This is a genomic window from Mycobacterium sp. OAS707 (assembly GCF_014873705.1).
Taxonomy (GTDB): domain Bacteria; phylum Actinomycetota; class Actinomycetes; order Mycobacteriales; family Mycobacteriaceae; genus Mycobacterium.
Map to the genome: position 1 here is coordinate 469,024 of NZ_JADBDS010000004.1, position 22,346 is coordinate 491,369.

Consider the following 22,346-nt stretch of genomic DNA (forward strand, 5'->3'; position numbering starts at 1 on the left):
CTCACTGAGCGGCCCAGCACCGTTGGGCCCGATGGCAGCCAAGGTCGTCGTCGGCGCCCTGATCGCCATCGGCGTCGCGGTGCTGGCAGGCGCGGTGTGGCTGTGGCCCAGCCACCAGAAGGTCGACATCCCACTGCCGTTCCAGAATGCCGCGGGCGGAGCGGTCACCACCGAGGCTGGGCACGTGCTGTCGAGCAAGACCGCACCGTGCGGCAGCCCTTCGAACGGTGCCGTGCTGACAGCCGAACCGGAGCAGGCCCCGCCGGGCGGTGGCCAGTGTGTACAGACGCTGATCAGCATCGACTCAGGCCCCAACAAGGACGCCAACACGATGCTCGAATTCAGCGGCGGACCGGGCCAGCCCCATCTCGCCGTCGGCGACCACATCCGGATCAGCCGTCAGGTCGACGCGGCCGGCACGACGAGTTACGCGTTCTACGACTTCGAGCGGACCTGGCCGCTGATCGCGTTCGCGGCCGTGTTCGCCGTTGTGGTCGTCGCGGTGGCCCGCTGGCGCGGGTTGCGGGCGCTGATCGGCATCGTGGTGGCTTTCGTCGTGCTGGTCGTGTTCCTGCTGCCCGCATTGCGTGACGGCGCCTCGGCAATCCCGGTCGCGCTGGTCGCATCGGCGGCGATCCTGTACGCGGTGATCTACTTGGCGCATGGGGTGAGCCTGCGCACCAGCGCCGCACTGCTGGGCACCTTGGCAGCGCTGCTGCTCGCCGCACTGTTATCTTGGGGCGCAATCGAATTGGCCCATCTGACCGGCCTTTCGGAGGATCAGAACAACGAAGTCGCCGCATATCTCGGCAACGTTTCGATCACCGGACTGCTGCTCGCCGGGTTCATCATCGGCTCCCTCGGCGTCCTCAACGACGTCACTGTCACGCAGGCCTCGACGGTATTCGAGTTGGCCGAGACCGGCGCGAGCCGTAAGGCGATTTTCGTCGGCGCCATGCGGGTGGGCCGCGACCACATCGCAAGCACCGTGTACACGTTGGTGTTGGCATATGCCGGTAGCGCCCTACCGCTGCTGCTGTTGTTCAGCGTGGCGAACCGTTCGCTAGGAGACGTACTGACCAGTGAGAGCGTGGCCATCGAGATCGCGCGGTCGGCGGTCGGCGGTATCGCGCTCGCGCTGTCGGTGCCGTTGACTACGGCGATCGCGGCGGTGCTAGCAACGCCGCTGCTCAGCTCGCGTTCGCCGAATCGACAGTAGCGTCACCCTAATCCGAGAATCCGCAGCTTCACCAGCAACCCCACCTTTGTTTGCGGAATCGAACACCGCCACGGCCGAGTCGTGCGACGCTGGTTGCGTCACACCTGGGGAGAGGTGATCACGATGGGGTACGCGCGAAACATCGGTCGGGTCGGGGCACTTGCCGTGGCACTGGGGGTCGGATTCGGTATCGCAGGTCCGCCGGGCGTGGCCTTCGCCGACACCGGTTCGGAGACGACATCGTCGACATCGTCGACGTCCGATTCGACAACAGCAAAGACGCCGTCCAATCCGTTGTCGGACGCCGTGTCGGCCATCGTGCACAATGTGCTGTCAGGCATCGAGCACGCCACGGACTTCGCGAAAAGTGGTGTGAAATCCTCGAATTCGACGTCGAAGGATGATCCGCGCACCGGAATCGTGCAGAGTTCCGGCGGAGCACTCACCTCCTTCGGTAACGCCGGCGCCGACGATCCACCGAAGTCCGATTCGCATCCCTCTCTGAAGGCCGCGCTCGATGCGCCCGAGTCGTCGGTGAGCAGTTCGGACGTGGTGCGTGGCGGTCCGGCCACCGAACCGCAGGCCGATGCTGCGCCTCCGTCCATCACGCCGACCGCGCTCGCCTCGCCGCTGATCGCCAAGACACCCGAGCCGCCGAAGCCGACGACGGCGGTCACCGGGATTGTCTCGAGCGTGCTCTCCTGGGCCGGCCTGAGTCCCGACGCGAACAAGACACCGACGTCGCCGATGGACTCGCCGGGATTCTTGGCGGTCTTCGCGTGGGCGCGCCGCCAGTTCGGACAGGCGATGTCCGAGGGCGCGGCCCGTGTGATGGCGCCGGTCGAGACCAGCATGATGATTGCCGCGCTCACCGCGACGCCGACGTACACGCCAGAGGCGACCATCCCGATAGGTAAGGGTCCCACCGGGCTGGGAACGAGCCCCGACGGCACCAAGGTCTATGTCGCCGACCGGTTCACGGAGTCGGTGTACGTGATCGACACCAGCACCAACGACGTCGTCGCGACAATCCCGATGGGGGCCGGGCCCAATGCCGTCACTGTCAGCCCCGACGGCACGCGCGCCTACGTCGGCCTGCACGGGACCAATCAAGTTGCGACCATCGACACCGCCACCAATCAGGTGATCAAAACCGTCAAGGTGGGGCCGGGCGTGACGGAAGTCGCCGTGACCCCCGATGGATCGCGCGTCTACGCCAGCAACTCCAGCGGGAGCACCGTTTCGGTGATCGACACCGCGACCAACACCGAGATCACCCGCGTCAAGGTCGGTAGTGCGCCGTTCGGAATAGCCGCGAGCCCTGACGGAAGCAAGATCTATGTCGCCAACCGATCTTCCGGCACGGTTTCGGTGATCGACACCGCCACCAACACCGTCGTCAAAACGGTAAAGGTCGGCAGTTCGCCGCGCGCGCTCGCGATCACACCGGACGGGGCACATATCTATGTGACCAACTACGGTCCTGACACCGTGTCGGTGATCGACACCAGCACCAACACCGTCGTCAAGACGGTCGCAGTGGGCAAGGACCCCATCGGCGGGGCTCTGAGCCCGGACGGGGCCTACTTCTACACGGCCAACAGCAACGACACCGTCACGGTGATCGACACCGCCACGAACACCAAAGTCACGTCATTCTCGATAGATCCGAAGCCGGAAACCAACGTCCATCACATCGCGGTAGCGCCGGACGGCACGATCTACGTGACGGACTACTATGACAAAGCGGTCCGCGTCATCTCGGTGACCTAGCGTTCCAGAAGCTCCAAAAGGTAAGCGCCGTAACCTGATTTGAGCAGGGTGCGCGCCCTGGCGGCCAGCTGCTCGTCGTCGATGAATCCGACGCGCCACGCCACCTCCTCGGGCACGCTGATCTTCAGGCCCTGTCTGCGTTCGATGGTGCGGACGTAGTCACCGGCGTCGAGTAGCGAATCGAATGTTCCGGTGTCCAACCACGCGGTGCCGCGAGCCAGCACCTCGACCGACAGCCGACCCTGGTTGAGGTAGATCTGGTTGACCTCGGTGATCTCGTATTCGCCTCTCTCCGAGGGCTTCAGCGACCGCGCGATCTCGACGACGTCGTTGTCGTAGAAGTACAGCCCGGGCACCGCGTAATTCGACTTCGGGGTGGCGGGTTTTTCCTCGATGGACAGCGCGGTGCCGTCGGCGGCGAACTCGACGACGCCGTACGCCGACGGGTTGGCCACCCAATACGCGAAAATGGCTCCGCCGCTGACCTTTTGGAACCGGCTCAGGCTGGTTCCCAATCCGGGCCCGTAGAAGATGTTGTCGCCCAACACCAAGGCCACCGAATCACCGCCGATGTGCTCGGCCCCGATCACGAACGCCTGGGCAAGGCCGTTGGGTTGCGGCTGCTCGGCGTAGGTGATGTTGACGCCGAAATCCGAACCGTCGCCTAACAATCGGTGAAACGCCGCAGCATCTTCGGGAGTGGTGATGATCAGGATGTCGCGGATGCGCGCCATCATCAACGTCGACAGCGGGTAGTAGATCATCGGCTTGTCGAACACCGGCATCAGTTGTTTGGACGCGCCCCTGGTGATCGGATACAGCCGCGTACCCGAACCGCCGGCAAGGATGATGCCGCGCATCAGCCTGCGAGGTCCTTCTCCGTGAGCTCGGTCGCGGCCAGCGCGGCGGCAAGGTCTGGATGCCGGAACACCGACGTGACGTGGTCGTGCACCACGCGGAAGGCCACGCCAGCGCCGTCCTGCTCCTCGGCGACCACCACCCCGTCGCGGACATACAACCGGCCCGGGTCGGCGGCTGTGACCGTCAGCGAATTCGCCCACTCCAGTAAGGCGTCCTGGCCCTGGCCTGCGCCGTTCGCGTCGCCGAATTCGATGTCGTCGCTGGACACCTGCGTCAGGGTCTCGAAGTCCTGCTCGTTGAGCGCGTCATGCCAGGCGAGGACGGTTGCGATCTCCGAAGTCGTCATGGTCGAGAAGTTACGCCTCTCAGAACGGTGTGTGGTCCAGCCAGCTGTTCCAGACCGCAATGTCGCCGAATACCTCGACCCCGAGTTCGGCCGCGGTGCGCCGACGCACGATGGCCAGCAGCAGATCCTTCGCCGGGCCGCGCAACGCGACGTCGCCCTTGCCGTGGTCGTGGGACCATGCCACGCCGTCCACCTTGTCACTGGTGATCGTCCATTCACCGGAGGGCCCGAGGTCGTCGTCGGTGGCGTGCAGGTGCAACGTGCGGCCCTCCTCCAACGGCAGCGGATACGAGCGGGACTGCACGCTGACGCGCTCGATCCACTCGCTGATCCCATCGGCGGCCAGCTCCGGCGACAGCTCGAACTCCCGGCCCAGCGCGAACGCCGCGTCGGCGCGGTGCACCGTGGCCTCGTGCAGCCTGCGGCGGATCCACCAGCCACACGGGCGCGCACCGATGAACGTCCAGACCCGCGTCTCGGGGCCCACTCGGTCGACAGCGTCGACGATGAGCCGGGCGCCGTTGTTCAACCAGTCGATCGCGGCGTCGGGCTCATCAGGCGGTCTGCCGTCGCGGACATCACGCGGGTCCAGCTCGTCGGTCCTGCGGTCGGCGATGATCTGTGCAGCCCAACGGTTTCCGCGACCGACGTGGCGGAAAAGCTGCTTCAGCGTCCACTCAGGACACGTCGGTACTGGCGTCGACGGGTCTGCACTGCGGATCAGTTCCCCGAAGCCCCGGGTCTGGTCGAGCAGTGCCGCTCGGAAATCCACGCCTACGAACCTACCGCCGCGCGCGCCCTTCCAAGCCTGATCGGGAGTGACGACCATCCGCGCAGCACCCGGGTGTCGCGGCGACTGCCGTCACCGGCAAGCCGAGCGTCCGGGAAGCGCTCGAAGAACGTGCGCAGGCCGACCTCGCCCTCCTGACGGGCAAGCGCCGCACCGAGACAGAAGTGCCTGCCACCCGAAAACGACAGGTGCTTGCCCGCATTCGCACGCTCGATGTCGAAGCGGTGCGGATCGGTGAAGACCTTCGGATCGCGGTTGGCGCCTGCCACGTAGATCAACACGCCCTCGCCCGTACGCACCAGCGTCCCGGCGATCTCGGTGTCAGCGGCGGCCACCCTGGCGGTCATCTGGACCGGCGATTCCAGCCGCAAGACCTCCTCGACCGCGGTCGGCCACAACTCCGGTCGCGCCTTGAGCGCTTCGAGATCGTCGGGCGCATCCAGCAACATGCGAATTCCGTTGCCCAGCAGGTTGACTGTCGTCTCGAAACCGGCGGCCAGTACCAGACCCGCAGTGGCCAGCAGTTCCTCATTACTCAGTCGAGCATCTTCTGCACTGTTGTTGGAAGCCTGGATCAGTTGGCTCATCAGGTCGTCGCCAGGGTTGCGCCGCAACTGCTCCAGGTGGTCGGCCAGCCAATTGTTGAAGCCTTCGATGCCGCGGTAGACCTGCTGGTACTGCTTCCAGGTCAGCCCCATGTCGAGGCTGGGCGCTCCCAACTCGCCGAATTCCAGGATGCGGGGCCGCGCTTCGTCGGGCACACCGAGGATGTCGCCGATCACAGTGACCGGAAGCTGCGAGCAATAGCGCTCCACGATATCAACGGTTCCAGCCCCCTCCAGCTCGTCGAGCAGCCGGTCGGCAGTCTGTTGCACGCGATCACGAAGCGCCGCAACGGCTCTGGTGGTGAACACCGACGAGACCAGCTTGCGGTAGCGGGTGTGGTCAGGCGGCTCGACCGAAAGCATCGACGGCGGCTCGACCGGATGCAGCAGGCCCGGGTCGGTCCGTCGGACGACCCATTGCAGGGGCTTCGGCAGCCCGGAGCCGAAGCCGAAGACGTGGAAATCGTCCGACCGCAGCAAGTCGTTGGCGATCTTATGGTCGACGGTGATGTGCATGAGCCGGCATTTGACGATCGGGCCCATCGCGCGCAGTTCTTCGATGAACTCAACCGGGTTGCTCCGCACCTGCGGGTCGGTGATGAGCCGGCCCTGCGGGTCGCCCCGACGGGCGAGTAGGCGTGAAACTCCGCGGGCGGTGCCATGCATTGCCAGCCATCGAATGCGTTGCTTCGCGGTCATCAGACGCTCCGTCCAACCGAATCTGCGTTCGGTTACCTGGCCGGAGTTTACCGAATTACAATTCGGTATGGCAAGGACGCGGATTCCGGCAGCAGAACGACGGACCCGCATCCTCGACGCGGCAGTCGAGACGTTCGCCGAATCCGGCTACGAGGCGAAAATGCAGGACATCGCGGCGCGCGCCGGTGTCGTACCGTCGGTGCTCTACGACCATTTCGGCTCCAAGCGCGAACTTCACATCGCCCTGTTGGAGTTGCATGCCGAGCAGATCAGGAATCGCTCACTGCGTCGCGTCGAGGGCGCGTCGGCCGAGGAGTTGGTTCGCGCCAGCATTGAAAGCTATTTCGAACTCGTCGAGGAGGATCCGTTCATCTGGCGATTCCTGCACCGCGATCCGCCCGCCGATCCGGAGATCGCCGCGGTCTGTCAGGAAATCGCCGATCGTGGCACCGCTGCCATCGCCGATCTCATCCGGTTCGGGGCGGCCGATACCCAGTCGGTCAAGGGCATCACCGTCGACGATGCGGCATGGATCCTCGCCCGCGCCACGCAGTCGGCGTGCAGCGGCGTCGCCACTTGGTGGTACGAGAACCGCGATGTGCCGCGCGAGCGCGTCGTCGAACTCGTCTTCATGCTGTTGTGGGACGGCTTCGGTGGAATGCTCAAGCAGGCGTCTGCTGGTTGACCCGCGCCGCACTCCGGCCCAAGCAGTACATCCGCCAGCCTGCGTCGGTCCACCGGTCGGCGTCGAGGCAATTACGGCCGTCGACAACGACTTTCGCGCGCACTGTGCCGGCCAGATCGTCGGGATCCAGCTCGACGAACTCACGCCATTCGGTGAGCACCAGCACGGCGTCGGCGCGCTCACAGGCCTCGATCACCGAGGTCGAATAGTTCAATGTCGGGAACAGTCGCTGTGAATTCTCCATCGCCTTCGGGTCATAGACGTTGACGGTGGCGCCGTTGAGTTGCAGCATGCCTGCGACGTTGAGCGCTGGCGAGTCGCGGACATCGTCGGACTCCGGCTTGAACGCGGCGCCCAGCACAGCGATGTTCGCACCCAACAGTGAACCGCCGCAGGCCTTTGTGGCCACTTCCACCATGTGGGTACGACGGCGCATGTTGATGCTGTCCACTTCCCGTAGGAACGTCAGCGCCTGATTGGCCCCCAGTTCGCCGGCGCGAGCCATGAACGCGCGGATGTCCTTTGGCAGGCAACCACCGCCGAATCCGAGGCCCGCGTTGAGGAATCGGCGTCCGATCCGCGGGTCGTACCCGAGTGCGTCGGCCAGCAGCGTGACGTCGGCGTCGGCGGCCTCACACACCTCGGAGATGGCGTTGATGAACGAGATCTTGGTGGCCAGAAAGGCGTTGGCCGACACCTTGACCAGTTCGGCGGTCTGCAGGTCGGTGACCAGGAACGGCACGGCCTCGTCCAGCAAAGGGGCGTAGAGTTCGCGGATCGCTGCCTCTGCTCGCGTCGAATCCCGTTGCACCCCAAGCACAATGCGATCGGGATGCAAGGTGTCGTGAACTGCGAAGCCCTCTCGCAGGAACTCCGGATTCCACGCGATCTCGACGTCGATACCCTCGGGCGCGATCCCGCGCGCACGGTCGGAGAGTTCAGCGGCCGTACCGACGGGGACCGTCGACTTGCCGACGATCACGGCGTGCCTACGCAACCGCGGCACCAACGAGTCGATCACCGCGTGCACATGGCGTAGATCGGCGCCGTATTCGCCCTTCTTCTGCGGGGTCCCGACGCCGAGGAAATGCACATCGGCGAAATCGGCCGCTTCGTCGTAGTCGGTGGTGAACCGCAGCCGGCCCGCGGCGATGTTGTCGCTCAACACCTTTCGCAGGCCGGGTTCGTAGAACGGAATGTCGCCGGATGCGAGTTTGGCTACCTTACCCTCATCGATGTCGACGCCGATGACGTCGTGTCCGAGCTCGGCCATTCCGGCGGCATGTGTCGCGCCGAGATAGCCCGTACCGAAGACGGTGCATCTCATACTGCCTCTATAGGCAGCCGCTATGAGCTAATTGCTAAGGGACACCAAGCGCCAAGCCAACAGAAGGTTACGGCTAGCCGCGCTCGGAGCAGAAGATCAGGAAGCAGCTGGTGCCCCCGCGTCCGCCATGTCCGCCCGAGCCCGGGTAGTCCCCTGAGCCGCCCGAGCCGCCGGAGCCCGGATAGCCGCCCCCTCCGGAACCCGAACCCGGGTAGTCCCCGGAGCCACCGGAGCCCGGGTAACCACCACCGGAGCCGGGCGACTGCGGGTAGTCCGGCGGATCCTGCTGCGGCGGCTCCTGCGGGTGCTGCCACGGCGGCGTCCATGGCCTGGGCCGCGGGTAGTAACCCGGAGGCGGCAGGTACGGGTTGTAGACCGGCGGGTTGTACACCGGAGCCGGGATGTACGGAATGGGTGCAGGCGCGACCGGCGGCGGGGCCGGGGGCGCCTCGGGTGCAGGCGGCGGTGCCGCTGCCGGGGGAGGTGCCTGCGGGGCTGGCGCCTGCTCGACGAACACCTGACGCGGCGCCTGCTTCGGCGCGGGAGCCTCCTGCACGGCGACGGGCACCGGCGGCTTGATGGTCTCGGCCGGCGGCGGGGGTAGTGGCGCGACGGGCTGCTGCGCCTCCTGCACGGGAGCCGGCGCGGGCGCCACCGTGCTCGGCACTATCGCGTTCGGGCCGGGGTTGGGTCGCTGGTCGACCGTCGGGCGGATGCTCACCGCCAGCGAAATGACCAGTGCCACAACGCCAACCACGAAAATCGAAGTCAGCGCGCTGCCGACGAGCAGGAACGGCTTGCGGCCCTCGTCGGTCGGGATCGGCTCCATATCGGTCTGCGCCGAGTACTCGTCGACCAGCCCGACGCCCACCGGAGCCAGCTGTGTTTCGGCCGCGGCCAGGCCCACGTAGGCGTTGCCGGCTGTGGTGCCGTCGGGGTCCTGCGAATAGGCCAGGCCGACGGTGGTTGCCTCGAAAGCCGGTGCGTTCGCAGAAGCCAGCGCCGCGCCGCGGGCCAGCGCCAGCTCGGGCTCGTCGGGCGCGCTGACCGGCATGCTGACGAGAGTCTCGAGGTGCGCCTTGACCGCGCTGACGTCGACGCCGGAGCCGACGACGAACATGCCCTGCGGTGGCGAGTCCTGCGCGGCTACGGCCGCGGCCATGTCAGCGAGGACGGCCATCGCGTCACCGCTGTGCAGCGAGCGGCTCAACACCTTCACGACAGAGCCGTCGTCGGTCTGCACCACCGACAAGGTGGCGCTGTCGCGGTCGATGAACAGCAGGGCGGTGGTCGCATATCCGATCACCCGGCCGGCGGCCTGCGCGAGGGCGCCTGCGGCGTGACCGTCGGAGACCAGCATCACGTCGTTGATGCCGCGCGCGGCCAGCATGTCTCGCAACGTGGAGGCCTCGGCGTGGTCGCTCCACGTGACGCCGATCGACTTGAGGTGATGTCCGCCCGCATCGGCGCTTTCCTTGGTGCCGAGGATTGCGTCGACGACCTGTTCTGCCGCGCTCGAAGACGTTGCTGAGCCATCGGCGGCGGTGACGTCGAAGGCATCGTGATCGACGATCGGCCCGTCGGCCTTATCGCCTTCGACCAGCACCATGCGGACCGTCGTAGGTGTCATCGACACACCTAACACGATGTCCACTGACCCTCCAAAGTGTTTGCTGCGCTATCAAGATTTCCAGTAAGGTCGTGCCTCACACGAGTCGACGACCCGATGTTTCATCGTCGCGAGCAGCCTGGCCGTTACATTCGGCGGCGTTAGCTGAAAGCGGTCGCCGGCGCCGGTATCAAAACCCTACTCGGCTCAACGACAACCCGCCCCTGACGGTTCAAATTCCCTTACCGCCGTTAAGGGAATCAGCCTTCTTCGGCGGTCTCCGGGCGTGGCGCCGGTAGGTTCAGGTCGCCGAACACCGTCGGACGCCGCGACGGCTGATGCCCGTGCACCGCCTCCGCGTAGGCGGTCTCGGCGTGCTGGGTGAAGTCGACGCCGGTGGTCTCGTCCTCCGGACTGATGCGGAAGCCCATGACGCGGTCGATGATCTTGCCGAGCACATAGGACACGACGAACGCATACGTGCCGACGACCACCGCGCCCAGCGCCTGCTTGCCGAGCTGAATAACGCCGCCGCCATAGAAGAGGCCTTGCGCGCCGCCGGTCATCACCGCGGTGGCCAGGAATCCGATCAGCAGCACTCCGACGACCCCGCCGACGAAGTGCACGCCGACGACGTCGAGCGAGTCGTCGTAGCCGAAGCGGAACTTCGCGCCGACGGCGAACGAGCAGACGACGCCCGCCGCCAGCCCGACCACCGTCGCGCCCAAGGTGTTCACGGTTCCACAGGACGGTGTGATCGCGACCAGGCCGGCGATCACACCGGAGGCGGCGCCGAACGTCGTCGGCTTGCCGTCGCGGATCTGTTCGACGGTGATCCAGCCCAGCATGCCCAGGCATCCGGCCACCAAGGTGTTGAGGAAGACCGCTGAAGCCATTCCGTTGGCCGCCAGCGCCGACCCGGCGTTGAACCCGAACCAGCCGAACCACAGCAGGCCGCAGCCAAGAAGCACGAAGGGCAGGTTGTGCGGACGCATGGCCTCCTTCTTGAAGCCGATGCGCGGGCCCAGCACCAGAGCCAGCGCGAGGGCTGACATGCCGGAGACGATCTCGACGACCATTCCGCCCGCGTAGTCCAGCGCGCCGAGGCGCAGCAGCCAGCCGCCGGGAGCCCAGACCCAGTGCGCGACGACCGCATATACCGCGATGGTCCACAGCGGGACGAACACCATCCACGCGGCGAACTTGGCGCGGTCGGCGATCGCACCGCTGACCAACGCGGCGGTGACGATCGCGAAGCCCAATTGGAATGTGGCGAACAACAATTCGGGCACGGGGCCGCGGGCGGTGTCCGGATTGATGCCGAGCATGCCGATGTGTTTGAGGCTGCCGACCACGCCACCCGCGGTGTCGTCGGAGAACGCGAGGGTGTAGCCGACGAGCAGCCAGGCGACGGTCACCAGCGGGATCGAGATGAAGCTCATCATGATCATGTTGAGCACGCCGGTGGTGCGGACCATGCCGCCGTAGAAGATGGCGAGGCCTGGGGTCATCAGCAGGACGAGCGCGGTGCTCGCGAGCAGCCATGCGGTGGCGGCAGGATCGATCGCGTCCAATTCGGGCTCCCTCCAGATCGGAGAAGAGCATATGTTTCGTGTTTCGCCGGAGTTACCGAAACCTCACGGATCCTGCACCCGCGGCGGACCGTCAGGTGGACTTGATGAAGTTCTGATACGACCGCGACGGGGTCGGCCCGCGCTGGCCCTGGTACTTCGAGCCAGCCTTGGCGCTGCCGTAGGGGTGTTCGGCGGGGCTGGTCAGCCGCAGCAGGCACAGCTGGCCGATTTTCATGCCCGGCCACAGCGTGATCGGCAAATTGGCGACATTGGACAGTTCGAGGGTGATGTGGCCGGAGAAGCCGGGGTCGATGAAGCCCGCCGTGGAGTGGGTCAGCAGGCCGAGCCGGCCGAGCGACGACTTGCCCTCGAGTCGCCCCGCCAGATCCACGGGCAGGCTGCAGCGTTCAAGCGTCGACCCGAGCACGAACTCGCCCGGGTGAAGCACGAACGGCTCCCCCTCCTTGGGTTCGACCAGAGACGTGAGGTCGTCTTGGCGAGTGGAGGGATCGATGTGGGTGTACCGGGTGTTGTTGAATACCCGAAACAAGTTGTCCAACCGAACGTCGACGCTCGAGGGCTGGACAAGGCTTTCCTCGAAAGGGTCGATGCCCAGTCGTCCTGCGGCGATTTCGGCCCTGATGTCGCGATCGGAGAGAAGCACGAGGCGAGCGTAGCCGCTCGAATGTTAGCCTTCGTGGTCTAACCGGCTAGTCCGGAATGCCGATGTAGTTCAATGGCAGAACATCAGCTTCCCAAGCTGAATACGCGGGTTCGATTCCCGTCATCGGCTCCACGTTGAACTGCGGAAACGCTATTCGAACTGTTCGACTACACCACGTCAGTGTCACGAGTTGTCACAACCCGGTTCAAGGTCGCTCCCGCTGCCTTCAACGCATCGTCCTGAGAGTGCGCGTACAGCTTCATGGTGAGCGTCGCATCCTTGTGCCCGATCCACGCCGCAATCACCGCTGCTGGGACCCCTTGCAGATGCATCAACGTCGCACAGGTGTGCCGCGCCGCGTGCAACTTGATATGGCGGATACCTGCGGCTTTCACCGTGTCGCGCCAGTACCGCGACAGGACGCCAGGCGCATACGGCTCCCCGACCTCGTTGCTCACGACATACGTCCATTCGCCAATGTTCGCGCCCAGCGCCAGACGTTCGGCTGCCTGCTGAGCCTTCGCCGACCGCAGCACGTTGATGAGCCGCTCCGGGAGCGGTAGCCGCCGACGCGACGCGGCCGACTTCGGATCGTTCTCAACGGTGCGCCCACCCGCAGACACCCGATTGTTCGCAATCGCAAGGGTTTTGGCATCGAAGTCGATATCTGACCAGCGCAGGCCAGCCACTTCTCCACGGCGCAAGCCGGAAAGCGCCAGCTCCCAAGCATGAGCAAGACGGTGACCGTCGATAGCACCGAGAAGGTCGCTCACCTCAGCTTCCGTATAGGTATCAACATCCTTATGGGGAACCGATACACGATTCACCACCTCCGCGACGTTTCGCGAAACGATGCCTTGAGCCTTGGCGTCCGCGAGCACCTGCCCGATTGTCGCGATCACCTTATTAACGGAGTCAGGTGACCACGGCCGCCGCGTCCGTCCGTTCACTGTGGTTGTGCCACCAGCGATGAGGTCCGCGACCAGACTGTCGACGTGGGCTTTGGCCAGGCGCTGCACAGGGACCAGTCCATAACGCTCGCGGAGGGGCGAAAGATCATAAGCCAGCTTGGCTTTCGACGATTCCCGAAGGTTGTGACGGCTCGCGATGTAGTCCTCACAAAGCTCGCCGATCGTCATTGACGAGCGGGCAACAAATTCACCCTTGGCAGCGGCGCTGGAAATCTCGGCAAGAGCGGTACGTGCAGCACGCTCGGTCGCGTACCGCCTGCGAGCCTGCTGCCTACGCCCTGTCTTCGAATTGATGCCGGTGTCAACCGTAACTTGGTACCGCACAACGGCTTTGCCGGTTACCCGGTCCTTTACCGTGATCTTCTTAATCTGCGGGGGAAGCTGCTGCCTATTCATCGTTGTCCTCCTCGGACATGATCCCAGTTCGGCTCATTCCCCACAGCGACTCTTGAGCAGTGCGGATGCGGTTGCGGATAGCTGCGATCTGATCGGCATTGCGGTCCAACATCTGTTGAGCGGTATGCAATTCGGCCGGATCATGCTCAACGGTCCGCAGATGATGCACAAGGGAACTGCGGGTATCCAGCGCCTGGTGAAGGAATGCGATGCTGGCGATCAGCTCCACACCGTCGTTCGGCGGCGAGGGCTCGCCGTCTAGCCGCCCAGCAGCCATGTCGTAGACACGCGGAGTAGACGTCTCGCCGGACACCCAGCGAACCGACTCAGCGTCCGTCGTGAAGACGTTTGGAAGCACGCTGCTCCCACCGTCAGACGCCACTTGCGGAAACAACAGCAAGACAGGCGGAACGTCGAGGGCGGCAGCGAGGACCAACACCTCCGCTACGTCGATCTTGCCCGACCGCAAGTTCGACTCGATCTTCGCGATCGTCCCTCGCGTAACAGGAAAACCCAACTCGGCGGTCTTGCGAGACAGTTCGGCGGCAGTGAGGCCCAGCGCCTTGCGCCGCCACCCCACGGCATTCCCAAACCAGCCGGCACGACCCGTCTCGAACGCCTTCGCTTCCTCATCAATGTTCGGCATTGGAACAATCTATCACATAAGTTGCATCGTTGCGGAACATCAGGTACGTTCTGGGATAGAGCTGATTCGACAGTAATCAGACATATACAGGAACAACTACCAGGATGGACATGACCTACGTTGCACAGCTTCACAGCGTCAAAGGCGCTGTGCAGAAGCTCGGACTGAGCCGCTCGACGCTCTACTTGGAGATGGAGGCCGGCCGCTTGCAGTTCGTTAAAGTCGGCAAGCGGCGGCTCATCAGTGAAGCGGCGCTGCACGCCTACATTGACAGCCTTGTCGCCGAATCCGCCGCGAACGCGGCAATCGCCAACCCCAACCCCGAGGCCGCATAGTGAGCGTGGGGCCGCCGGAAACGATCCGGCAGGCGAAGCGGTGGGATCACACCAAGCAGGCGTACATCAACGAGGGGTTGTGCCATCGTTGTGCCGCCCACGCAGCCTGGGGCCACCAGAACAACGCTGGCGGCTGGAACAAGCTGCCTGGTCCTTGTGAGGAATGCGGGCCGCGAGTGCGCGACTTCCCCGTGCCGACAACGAATCCCATGTGGCGCAAGTTCGACCGCCCGCAGGACCTGATCCGCTCGTTGCCCGCCGTGTACGAGACTTCCGTGGCAGCTGTGGAGGACCCTGTATCGCTTCTCAGCGGGCAGGAATCGGTGGCCTAGTGACGACGTACACGACCATGGACGACTGCGCGCTGACCCCGCTGGACTGGCGACTGCTTGGCACCGCCGCACTGCCAAACTCGGTCATTCCGGGGCTGATCAATGAGGGAGAGTCGGGCTCCCTCGTCGCCCAGGCCGGTGCGGGAAAGTCACTGCTGATGCTCGAAATGGCGGTTAATCTCGCACTCGGCCGACCAATTCTTGGCGAACCTACTCGCGAGCCGGTCCCTGTGATGTACGTCGACATGGAGAACACCGAGACGGAGTTGGCCAACCGCCTCCGCAGCATGGGTCACGAGCCAGCCACACTCGATGGCGCACCGCTGCAATATTTTTCGTTTCCCGACCTGCCACCGCTCGACACGGTGGCAGGCGGGCGGCGGCTTGCCTTGGTCGCTGAACAGTTCAATCCGACGCTGATCATCCTCGACACAATCTCGCGACTGGTCGAGGGCAAAGAGGACAGTGCCGACACCTGGCGGAACTTGTACAACTGCGCGATGTTGCCGTTGCGTCGCCAGGGTCGCACTGTGTTGCGGCTCGACCACCAGGGCCACGATCTGAGCAAGGGCGCTCGCGGTTCATCGGCGAAGCGAGACGATGTCGATGTCGCGTGGATTCTGAAACGGAGGGAGAACAACGTCACGCTGACCCTCGATAAGGGACGCGGACTCGGGCATCCACAGACAATCAGTCTGCGGCGTTACTCCGAACCGACACGTCACCTTCTGGCATCCACGACCACGACCACGACCAAGGTCAGCGACTGCGCCGAAGCCCTTGAGGCCCTTGGCGTCCCGCTCGGCGCAACCCGCGATCACGCCGGGAAAGCCCTGCGCGAACGCAACTACAAGTTCGGCAACGAAGTTCTCGGACAGGCGTTGCGTCTCCGAAGTGCGTCCGCGTCCTGCCGGACGGAGGGGCCGCACTAGCCGCATTCTCCCAGTTCAAGGCATAGTTCCATCGTCCGTCCCGAACACCCCCCTAAAGGGGGTGCGCGGGCCACGCGGACGGACTGCTCAACGACGCCGTCGCCTATGCATTCGTCGAAGGGTGGGGGCGCCCCCAGCCCGTCACGACGTTGCGCCTCGATCTGCAAGCCTCTGCTCTCTCTCTGGCAACGGCCGGTTCGCTCGGTCAGGCATTCGCGACTGGGCGCAACAATTTCTCGCCTGCCCCGATGTCCTGCAAATGGAAAGCCGCATCCCCCAACATCGCAAGCAGACTCTCAAGATTCTCGCTCGTCGCAAAAATGATCTGAGCGCCCCTCGTACCTTGGCCTGCCGCCTCCTGCAAGAGTTCCTCATAGCTTTCCGATGCCGTATCTTGCTGTTTCGGTTCATCGAAGATCAACAGATTCAGATGGTTCCCGCCATATTCGTCGGCGACCCTAAGCATGCCTAGCAAGTACGCCCAAATTACGCGGATCATGTCGCTAGCCGATAGGTCGAATCCCAGATCAAATCCTTCGTGAGCCGGCCTGTAGGTATCACGACTGATCTCCACTTCATCTGTACTCAGCGAACTGAAACCGTACCGCCCAAGTTGGGACCTCAAATACCCCTCAAGCGCCAGTATTTTCGTTAGGTCCGAACCCTGTAATTCGTCAGCGTTCACCGATCGAAGCAATTCGCGTTGTTTTTCCGCCTGCTCGGCCGTGGAGGCAAGACCTTCACGCAGGCCGGCAATCTGGCGGCTGCTCTCCTCTAACCGCTCGACACGGTCCTGTAGCTGTATCCGATTCGCCACGTCGATGGTGGACGGTGCGCTTTCAGCACTCACAAGTGTCTCGCGAAGAGCACGCACTCGGCGCCGCGCCTCCGCGAGCGCACTGCGAGCACTCCGTTCCCGAACACGCAGAGCGGAGGCAGCACTATCAATATCGCTCATAGCAGAACGCAGTGTTGTCAACTCACGGCCGATGAAATCAATATTCTCTTGTACAGCCATTACGTGCGACGAAATATCCATGCCATCATGAACATCTTGATGACATGTCGGACAGACATTCTCTGCTAGCAGTTCTGCCGCGAAGTTTGCACCGAGTTCTACGAGAGTGCGAGCATCCTTATGTTTTTGGAGGTCAGCTTCGAGCGCCTCAATTCTAAGCTCCAACTGGTTCCGTCGCCGCCGATATTCCTCCCGCTCATTAACTACTACTGCGACTTCAACAACTAGGTCGTTTATGGCGTCTTCCTCTGTGACAACATCGGCATCGAGTTGCGTTGACACCTCCCTTACTGCCGGAACAGTTCTGGCCGTCAATGTTGAAAGTTGTTCGCGCAATTGCGGTATAGCTTCATCAAGCGCCACCCAATCGCCATCAACAATCGTCAGAGGCTCTGCGCTATTCTCTTCTAAAGATTCTTTGACCGTTGACGGAATCTTCGCCAACGCGACGCCAGCGGCATCCGCCACCTCACCTAGATCACGCAGTAATTGACGCCATTGCGCGTCTAATTCAGCGATCGAAGAAGCTATGCGCTGTTTCTGTAAAATAAGACTAAATATTTGGAGACTGAGAACAAATTCTGCAGATCGTTTACCCACATCTCTGATTCCTAGATATGTAGGGATTCGTGCCTGAACGCCAGACCACCCGTGCTTTTGCTCCACGTAAAAATAAGGAAACAACGTCTCCATATACAACGGAATCTCTGAACCATCCATCCGCGTTACGTTCGGCAGAGTCCAACCAATGAAATCGGCTAGAAAGTGGTGGAAACCAGCCTCGCGCTGAGCAGCACCAGCACGGCGGACGAAGAAGTCATGTGAATCGTAGGAGCCCGGTGCCGTAATAGCAGCACCCGCCGTTACAGTAACCAGCTTGGTGTTAACCGAAGGATGCTTCACATATCTGAGCACTGTGATGACATCCGCGTCTTTATTGGCTATTTCAAGTTCGACGTACGACTCGATAACATCGAACTCTTCGGACCCAAAGGCTAGCTTTTCAGTCATCGAATGAGGTAGGGGAACGTGGTGAGACGCGCCCAACATCCCTTCCACTCCTAGCGCATAGATTATGGCTTGGAGGGTCGTCGACTTACCGCTTGTGTTGTCCCCACGGATGACATTGAGGCCGTCTTGAAAGGTGAACGTGTGCCCGAACTGTCCGCCATTGGCGGTCTCAACCATCAATCTCACAGCGATCAGTTTCAGGCTAGGCGCTACCGCCATTCCGTCATCTCCCTCATCGCTCTCTGCGTAATACTTCGCGGCAAGCTCTCCAGAAAGCCTTTCTCATCTGCAAGAACATCGTCCCTTGTTCTCACAGCCTGAGCCATCGCCAAGCCTGTGGGAGTAAGCTTCACAACCCCATTGCTGTCCGACTCCACCAGCCCCTGACCAACCGCGAGGTCAATGGTTTTCGTGAGTGACGGATCAAATCGAACAATTATTTCGTCCGGTACCGGCTGTTTATTAAACCAACGGATAATCAAATCTCGACTAGTCTCAGATCGTATAGCCCACCACAAAGTATGCAGATGTTCGATCCTCGCCGTCTTCGCTCGAAATCGAGCCAGGAGCAGACAAAGAACCGCGAGCCTCCATGAAATTCGCAGGTCGCCAGGAATTGAGTCATTCCGACGGCTGAATCCAATTTTCGTCGGCCGACCCGCGAAAAGAGCCTCTAAGGCTTCGACCGAACTCAACTTGCCTCCACGAAGTCCAACGGGCAGCGGAAGATCCAATCGGCAACCGCTGACCAGGCGAGCACACGCGCCGATAGTTGTTCAACCGTAGGCGCCGCTCTGCATATCTCCGCCGCCAACTCTTCGGCGATCGCCTTCACGTCGGCGAGTGATTCGGCTTCGCCCGGGGGATATTCGAGCGCAAGCAGGTCCTCTTTTGTGGACTTCACCCTAGCTACCGCCTGCCATCCGTCAGGGAAGCTCCTTCGCAAGCTTGTCAACATATTCTCGCCTTGAAGGTACTGTGCGAGCAGTGTATGTAGCACCGCCGACAAACCCTCGTCTACCAGGCCCAATGCCTCCAGCTTGCGTTCGGCATCCACCAGTAGCGGCTTGTTCTGCTCCAGCCACTTTTCAATCTCACTACCCTCTATTGGCCGATCGTCTATCAGTTGGGGTGGTATCGACCAGATTTGATCACGTTCGCACTCGTAATTTTCATCAGTTTCGATGGTGATAGCAAAATCATCGGCTATGAAAGGCAGGTCCCAGGTGCGCACCTCTTGCGCTTTGGCTTGCGCATGCTTTACAAGTTCCTTCGAAGCATGCCGTGGAACCATAAAAACGTATGTATGAATCTTTACGCCGTTGAAGAGTGCAATTAATTCGGTACGCTTTTCCGGCCTATTTAACTTGCTCAGGTCCTTAGTCAGTTTGTCTCGCTGCTTTTCATAGAGTTCTTTTATTTCGAGTGGCTCTTCCGCCGCATAGCATTGAAAAGCGACGCCGTCGTGGGTGAATGCCTCGAGGCCAAGGTCTCCTCGGTCGCGATCCGGCACCTCTTGGAGCTGATGATTAGCGTATCGAGCGCGCAGCAAACGAAGACAATAGTCTTGCCACTCACGACCGTTCCACACGCGATAGCGCCCGGCAGTATTCAACCCAGCCTCCCGGCGGAGACCTTACAACGGGAGATAAGGCATACAGCGGCATGACCGCAAAATCGCTGAACCTGCTTGAGCAGCGTGTCACGAGCGTGTCACTACTTGCGGAGACATCCAGGCACCCATGTGCACTCTCGCGGACCCAAACCCACTGGTCATCGGCCACGGTGCACTCTGTCAGCCGACGGTGGACGCACCGAATCGACTTCCCAAGCTGAATACGCGGGTTCGATTCCCGTCATCGGCTCCACGTTGATCAGGTCAGATGCCGTTCGATCCGCAAGCCCGAGGCGGTCGCATGTCCGCAATAGGTCCGCAGTTTCATCAGGGCTAGGGGCGAGAACAGCATGAGATTGTTAGCTGAGGGGCGTGGGCTTCACCGCAAGGGCACCAGACCGCACGTCAACTTCCCGCTCAGGACGAGCGCGGCTGGCTCATAGTCCAGCGTGAAGCCAGGGCGTCGCAGATGGCGCGTTGCTCGATTTCATTCTGGTCATGCATGAGGAGCCCTTCGATGGTGAAGATGCCGATCATCACTTCGGCCTCCACAGTCGCAGGTGAGACTCCTGCGGTCTCTAATTCGTAACGGGCCAGGGCGCCGGTGATCAGATGGAAGTTGTGATGCCACTCGGCGATGGCGGCCGAATGTTCGACGCGGGCGTGCACCGTCGTCACGAGGCGGCTCAACTGGTGTAACTGGCGAACCACCCACAGCAGTCGGGCGGCGATCGGTTCGGTCGCAACTTGTTGGTACTGCGGCCAAACATCGGCCATGACGCTCTCGAGCACAGCGATCAGGACGTCGTCCTTATCCCCGAAGTACCAGTAGATGGTATTGGGCGCCACCCCGGATTCCTTGGCCAGGCGGCTCATCGAGGTGGGGTCGTAGCCAGCATCGATGAACAGCCGTCGTGCCGCTGCGACGATTTCTGCACGCTTCTCATCGGCTGCCTGCGGGCGCTTGTTCCGCGCCATCCCGTCCTCCCGACTGCCGTCTAGGTCACACTCTCTTGAATGCCGTTCAAGACACTGCTAGGTTCTTGAACAGCATTCAAGATACCGAATGGAGGCCAGGGCGATGAACCAGCCATTCAGTTACGTCCGACACGACGTGACCTTCACGTCCGACGGCACACCCTGCGCGGCATGGCTCTACCGGCCCGAGAGCGTTGAGAATCCGCCGATCGTGGTGATGGCTCACGGGTTCGCCGCGTTCCGCGAGCTGCGCCTGGACGCCTACGCCGAACGGTTCGCCAAGGCCGGTTACGCCGTGCTGGTGTTCGACTACCGGTTCTGGGGTGCATCCGGCGGGCAGCCCCGCCGGATCTTGGACATCAAGGCCCAACAAGCGGACTGGCGGGCTGCGATCGCCTACGCCCGCAGCCTGGACGGTGTCGACAACACCCGCGTCGTCGCCTGGGGTTCCTCCTTCGGCGGCGGGCACGTCCTGGTTCTGTCCAGCCACGACCACGACCTCGCTGCGGCAATCGTGCAGGTGCCGCACGTTACCGGCCCAGCGTCGGCGTTCGCCCAATCCCCGAAGCTGGTATCGCGGTTGATTCTCGCGGGTGTGCGCGACCAAGTGGGTGACTGGTTGGGACGTCCGCCCTACCGGACCGCAGCTATTGGCTATCCGGGTGACGTCGCGATGATGACCTCCCCGGGGGCCGCCGAGCTCGTCGAACGGATGGCGGGGGACAAGCGCGAAGAACTGCTCGCCGAGAACGACGTCGCTGCGCGTATTGCCCTACGGGTGCCGCTGTACTCCCCGGGCCGTCACGCCGCCAAGATCACCGCACCCACATTGGTGCAGCTGGCCATCAAGGACGATGTCACCCCGTATGCGAAGGCTCGAAGAATCGTGTCTCGCATCCCCAACGGGGAGGTGAAGTCCTATGACTGCTCCCACTTTGAGCCGTACCTGGAACCTCACTTTGAGGGAATCATCACTGACCAGATCGACTTCTTGAACCGCCACGTCCCGCTGGTGCGACCGTAACGCCAGGCGGCCTCTCCACCCGGCAGACACCCGACCCCGCAGCGCACCACCGCGCGCCCAACCGATCCATCGGCCCGTGATGGCCGACGCCTACCAGTGAGGAACACCCACCCATGAACGCGACTCGACGACGTGCCGCCCTGGTCACCGGGGCATCTGCCGGCATCGGGGCGGCCTTCGCTCGCCACCTCGCCTCCGAAGGCTACGACGTGCTGCTGGTCGCCCGACGCGCCGAGCGCCTCGAAGAACTCGCCACCCAAATTCACCAACACCACGGTGTGCGTGCCGAAGTGTTCGCCACCGACCTCACCGACCCCGCTGCACCCGCTGCGATCATCAGCCGCGCAACCGAATTGGGTCTATCCATCGACGTGCTCATCAACAACGCAGGCCTTTCTGCGAGTACCAAATTTTCCGACACTCCATGGGACTCGGTCGCAGGCGAACTTCAACTGATGGTCACCGCCGTAACCGAATTGATCCACCGAGCCATCCCCGGCATGAAGCAACGCGGCTGGGGACGCATCATCAACCTGTCCTCACTGGCCGCGATGTCCCCGCCGGGAGAAGGGCTGCTGTACACCGGCATCAAGTCCTACGTGCTCAACATGTCGCAATCCCTCGACATGGAACTCAAACCCCACGGCATCCACGTCACCGCGCTCTGCCCCGGCTTCACTCGCAGCGAGTTCCACGACGTGATGGGCACCCGCGATGCCGCCGACCGCCTGCCGAGCGTCATGTGGCAACAGCCAGAATCCGTTGTGCGCGAGGGTTGGGCCGCCGTGACCCACGCTAAGCCCGTCTGCATACCGGGCACCGTCAACAAGCTCACCGCCGCCGCCATACGCCCAGTCCCACAGCGCATTCAGTACTTCCTGGGCCGCACCTTCAATCCCTTTAAGTAGACCAACTCCAAGTCGCTTGTCTCTACCT

Annotated in this window: 21 protein-coding genes and 1 tRNA gene; 9 read left to right on the forward strand and 13 right to left on the reverse strand. The window is 62.8% G+C overall.

The genetic code is table 11. The features are described 5' to 3' along the window. Nucleotides 1-31 precede the first annotated feature (31 nt). Together GGC64_RS27350 and GGC64_RS27355 are read left to right on the forward strand one after the other, a co-directional pair. The gene (locus tag GGC64_RS27350; protein WP_192725953.1) at nt 32-1,219 is read left to right on the forward strand and encodes a YibE/F family protein; all 1,188 of its coding nucleotides are present in this window, start codon (nt 32-34) and stop codon (nt 1,217-1,219) included. 123 nt (nt 1,220-1,342) lie between these two features. Further along, nucleotides 1,343-2,992: a cytochrome D1 domain-containing protein gene (locus GGC64_RS27355; RefSeq protein WP_192725716.1), complete on the forward strand. Its 1,650-nt coding sequence runs from the start codon at nt 1,343-1,345 to the stop codon at nt 2,990-2,992. On the opposite strand, the gene rfbA is transcribed toward GGC64_RS27355, so the two are convergent. From rfbA to GGC64_RS27375, 4 genes are read right to left on the reverse strand one after another with little or no spacing between them, the layout of a single operon-like run. Then, nucleotides 2,989-3,852 carry a glucose-1-phosphate thymidylyltransferase RfbA gene (rfbA, locus tag GGC64_RS27360; RefSeq protein WP_192725717.1) on the reverse strand — a complete coding sequence of 288 codons (864 nt, stop codon included), beginning with the start codon at nt 3,850-3,852 and terminating at the stop codon, nt 2,989-2,991. The two genes, GGC64_RS27355 and rfbA, sit on opposite strands and share 4 nt — an antisense overlap. After that, the gene (locus GGC64_RS27365) at nt 3,852-4,199 is read right to left on the reverse strand and encodes a nuclear transport factor 2 family protein (protein WP_192725718.1); all 348 of its coding nucleotides are present in this window, start codon (nt 4,197-4,199) and stop codon (nt 3,852-3,854) included. Before GGC64_RS27365 ends, rfbA begins: the two co-directional genes overlap by 1 nt. A 19-nt stretch (nt 4,200-4,218) precedes the next feature. After that, on the reverse strand, nt 4,219-4,971 hold the full coding sequence (locus GGC64_RS27370; RefSeq protein ID WP_192725719.1) for a maleylpyruvate isomerase family mycothiol-dependent enzyme: 753 nt from the start codon (nt 4,969-4,971) through the stop codon (nt 4,219-4,221). Between the two features lie 2 nt (nt 4,972-4,973). Then, entirely contained in the window at nt 4,974-6,293 is a 1,320-nt protein-coding gene (locus GGC64_RS27375) for a cytochrome P450 (protein WP_192725720.1), read from the reverse strand. A 67-nt stretch (nt 6,294-6,360) separates the two neighbouring features. Here GGC64_RS27375 and GGC64_RS27380 point away from each other — a divergent pair, with 67 nt between their 5' ends. Further along, complete coding sequence (locus GGC64_RS27380; protein ID WP_192725721.1) at nt 6,361-6,978, forward strand: TetR/AcrR family transcriptional regulator; 618 nt, start codon at nt 6,361-6,363, stop codon at nt 6,976-6,978. On the opposite strand, the gene GGC64_RS27385 is transcribed toward GGC64_RS27380, so the two are convergent. The 4 genes from GGC64_RS27385 to dcd form a co-directional block, all read right to left on the reverse strand. Continuing rightward, nucleotides 6,956-8,305: a UDP-glucose/GDP-mannose dehydrogenase family protein gene (locus GGC64_RS27385; protein ID WP_192725722.1), complete on the reverse strand. Its 1,350-nt coding sequence runs from the start codon at nt 8,303-8,305 to the stop codon at nt 6,956-6,958. The two genes, GGC64_RS27380 and GGC64_RS27385, sit on opposite strands and share 23 nt — an antisense overlap. Before the next feature lie 73 nt (nt 8,306-8,378). Beyond that, entirely contained in the window at nt 8,379-9,959 is a 1,581-nt protein-coding gene (locus tag GGC64_RS27390) for a hypothetical protein (protein WP_192725723.1), read from the reverse strand. A gap of 215 nt (nt 9,960-10,174) precedes the next feature. Next, a complete protein-coding gene (locus GGC64_RS27395; protein WP_192725724.1) occupies nt 10,175-11,488 on the reverse strand; it encodes an ammonium transporter in 1,314 nt (437 codons plus the stop codon). 91 nt (nt 11,489-11,579) lie between these two features. Continuing rightward, entirely contained in the window at nt 11,580-12,152 is a 573-nt protein-coding gene (dcd, locus tag GGC64_RS27400; protein ID WP_192725725.1) for a dCTP deaminase, read from the reverse strand. Nucleotides 12,153-12,210: 58 nt separating this feature from the next. Between dcd and GGC64_RS27405 the strand changes: the two genes are divergently transcribed. Beyond that, nucleotides 12,211-12,284, forward strand: a tRNA-Gly gene (locus GGC64_RS27405). 35 nt (nt 12,285-12,319) lie between these two features. Here the strand turns inward: GGC64_RS27405 and GGC64_RS27410 are convergent. After that, nucleotides 12,320-13,519 carry a site-specific integrase gene (locus GGC64_RS27410; RefSeq protein WP_192725726.1) on the reverse strand — a complete coding sequence of 400 codons (1,200 nt, stop codon included), beginning with the start codon at nt 13,517-13,519 and terminating at the stop codon, nt 12,320-12,322. Next, nucleotides 13,512-14,165: a helix-turn-helix transcriptional regulator gene (locus GGC64_RS27415; protein WP_192725727.1), complete on the reverse strand. Its 654-nt coding sequence runs from the start codon at nt 14,163-14,165 to the stop codon at nt 13,512-13,514. The genes GGC64_RS27410 and GGC64_RS27415 overlap by 8 nt, the downstream gene beginning before the upstream one ends. A gap of 104 nt (nt 14,166-14,269) precedes the next feature. Here GGC64_RS27415 and GGC64_RS27420 point away from each other — a divergent pair, with 104 nt between their 5' ends. Genes GGC64_RS27420 through GGC64_RS27430 form a run of 3 tightly spaced genes read left to right on the forward strand, consistent with a single transcriptional unit; the run spans nt 14,270 to nt 15,764 of the window. Beyond that, entirely contained in the window at nt 14,270-14,500 is a 231-nt protein-coding gene (locus GGC64_RS27420) for an AlpA family transcriptional regulator (RefSeq protein ID WP_225952480.1), read from the forward strand. A gap of 5 nt (nt 14,501-14,505) precedes the next feature. Beyond that, entirely contained in the window at nt 14,506-14,832 is a 327-nt protein-coding gene (locus GGC64_RS27425) for a hypothetical protein (protein WP_192725728.1), read from the forward strand. Next, the gene (locus GGC64_RS27430) at nt 14,832-15,764 is read left to right on the forward strand and encodes an AAA family ATPase (RefSeq protein ID WP_192725729.1); all 933 of its coding nucleotides are present in this window, start codon (nt 14,832-14,834) and stop codon (nt 15,762-15,764) included. Before GGC64_RS27425 ends, GGC64_RS27430 begins: the two co-directional genes overlap by 1 nt. A gap of 205 nt (nt 15,765-15,969) precedes the next feature. Here GGC64_RS27430 and GGC64_RS27435 read toward each other — a convergent pair whose 3' ends face one another. From GGC64_RS27435 to GGC64_RS27445, 3 genes are all read right to left on the reverse strand, one after another. After that, nucleotides 15,970-18,012 (reverse strand): AAA family ATPase, encoded by a 2,043-nt coding sequence (locus tag GGC64_RS27435; RefSeq protein ID WP_192725730.1) that lies wholly within the window; start codon nt 18,010-18,012, stop codon nt 15,970-15,972. Between the two features lie 472 nt (nt 18,013-18,484). Next, nucleotides 18,485-19,408 carry a hypothetical protein gene (locus GGC64_RS27440; protein WP_192725731.1) on the reverse strand — a complete coding sequence of 308 codons (924 nt, stop codon included), beginning with the start codon at nt 19,406-19,408 and terminating at the stop codon, nt 18,485-18,487. A gap of 417 nt (nt 19,409-19,825) precedes the next feature. After that, the gene (locus tag GGC64_RS27445; RefSeq protein ID WP_192725732.1) at nt 19,826-20,386 is read right to left on the reverse strand and encodes a TetR/AcrR family transcriptional regulator; all 561 of its coding nucleotides are present in this window, start codon (nt 20,384-20,386) and stop codon (nt 19,826-19,828) included. Between the two features lie 103 nt (nt 20,387-20,489). Here GGC64_RS27445 and GGC64_RS27450 point away from each other — a divergent pair, with 103 nt between their 5' ends. Then, entirely contained in the window at nt 20,490-21,410 is a 921-nt protein-coding gene (locus tag GGC64_RS27450; protein WP_192725733.1) for an alpha/beta hydrolase, read from the forward strand. 113 nt (nt 21,411-21,523) lie between these two features. Next, nucleotides 21,524-22,318: an SDR family oxidoreductase gene (locus tag GGC64_RS27455; RefSeq protein ID WP_192725734.1), complete on the forward strand. Its 795-nt coding sequence runs from the start codon at nt 21,524-21,526 to the stop codon at nt 22,316-22,318. The last annotated feature ends 28 nt before the right edge of the window (nt 22,319-22,346 follow it).

Bases quoted from the DNA above. Each gene is read 5' to 3' on its own strand.
- rfbA (WP_192725717.1), bottom strand. From the start codon at position 3,852: ATGCGCGGCATCATCCTTGCCGGCGGTTCGGGTACGCGGCTGTATCCG.
- GGC64_RS27450 (WP_192725733.1), top strand. From the start codon at position 20,490: ATGAACCAGCCATTCAGTTACGTCCGACACGACGTGACCTTCACGTCC.
- GGC64_RS27410 (WP_192725726.1), bottom strand. From the start codon at position 13,519: ATGAATAGGCAGCAGCTTCCCCCGCAGATTAAGAAGATCACGGTAAAG.
- GGC64_RS27365 (WP_192725718.1), bottom strand. From the start codon at position 4,199: ATGACGACTTCGGAGATCGCAACCGTCCTCGCCTGGCATGACGCGCTC.
- GGC64_RS27355 (WP_192725716.1), top strand. From the start codon at position 1,343: ATGGGGTACGCGCGAAACATCGGTCGGGTCGGGGCACTTGCCGTGGCA.
- GGC64_RS27415 (WP_192725727.1), bottom strand. From the start codon at position 14,165: ATGCCGAACATTGATGAGGAAGCGAAGGCGTTCGAGACGGGTCGTGCC.
- GGC64_RS27435 (WP_192725730.1), bottom strand. From the start codon at position 18,012: ATGGCGGTAGCGCCTAGCCTGAAACTGATCGCTGTGAGATTGATGGTT.
- GGC64_RS27385 (WP_192725722.1), bottom strand. From the start codon at position 8,305: ATGAGATGCACCGTCTTCGGTACGGGCTATCTCGGCGCGACACATGCC.
- GGC64_RS27350 (WP_192725953.1), top strand. From the start codon at position 32: ATGGCAGCCAAGGTCGTCGTCGGCGCCCTGATCGCCATCGGCGTCGCG.
- GGC64_RS27380 (WP_192725721.1), top strand. From the start codon at position 6,361: ATGGCAAGGACGCGGATTCCGGCAGCAGAACGACGGACCCGCATCCTC.
- GGC64_RS27375 (WP_192725720.1), bottom strand. From the start codon at position 6,293: ATGACCGCGAAGCAACGCATTCGATGGCTGGCAATGCATGGCACCGCC.
- GGC64_RS27445 (WP_192725732.1), bottom strand. From the start codon at position 20,386: ATGGCGCGGAACAAGCGCCCGCAGGCAGCCGATGAGAAGCGTGCAGAA.
- GGC64_RS27455 (WP_192725734.1), top strand. From the start codon at position 21,524: ATGAACGCGACTCGACGACGTGCCGCCCTGGTCACCGGGGCATCTGCC.
- GGC64_RS27420 (WP_225952480.1), top strand. From the start codon at position 14,270: ATGGACATGACCTACGTTGCACAGCTTCACAGCGTCAAAGGCGCTGTG.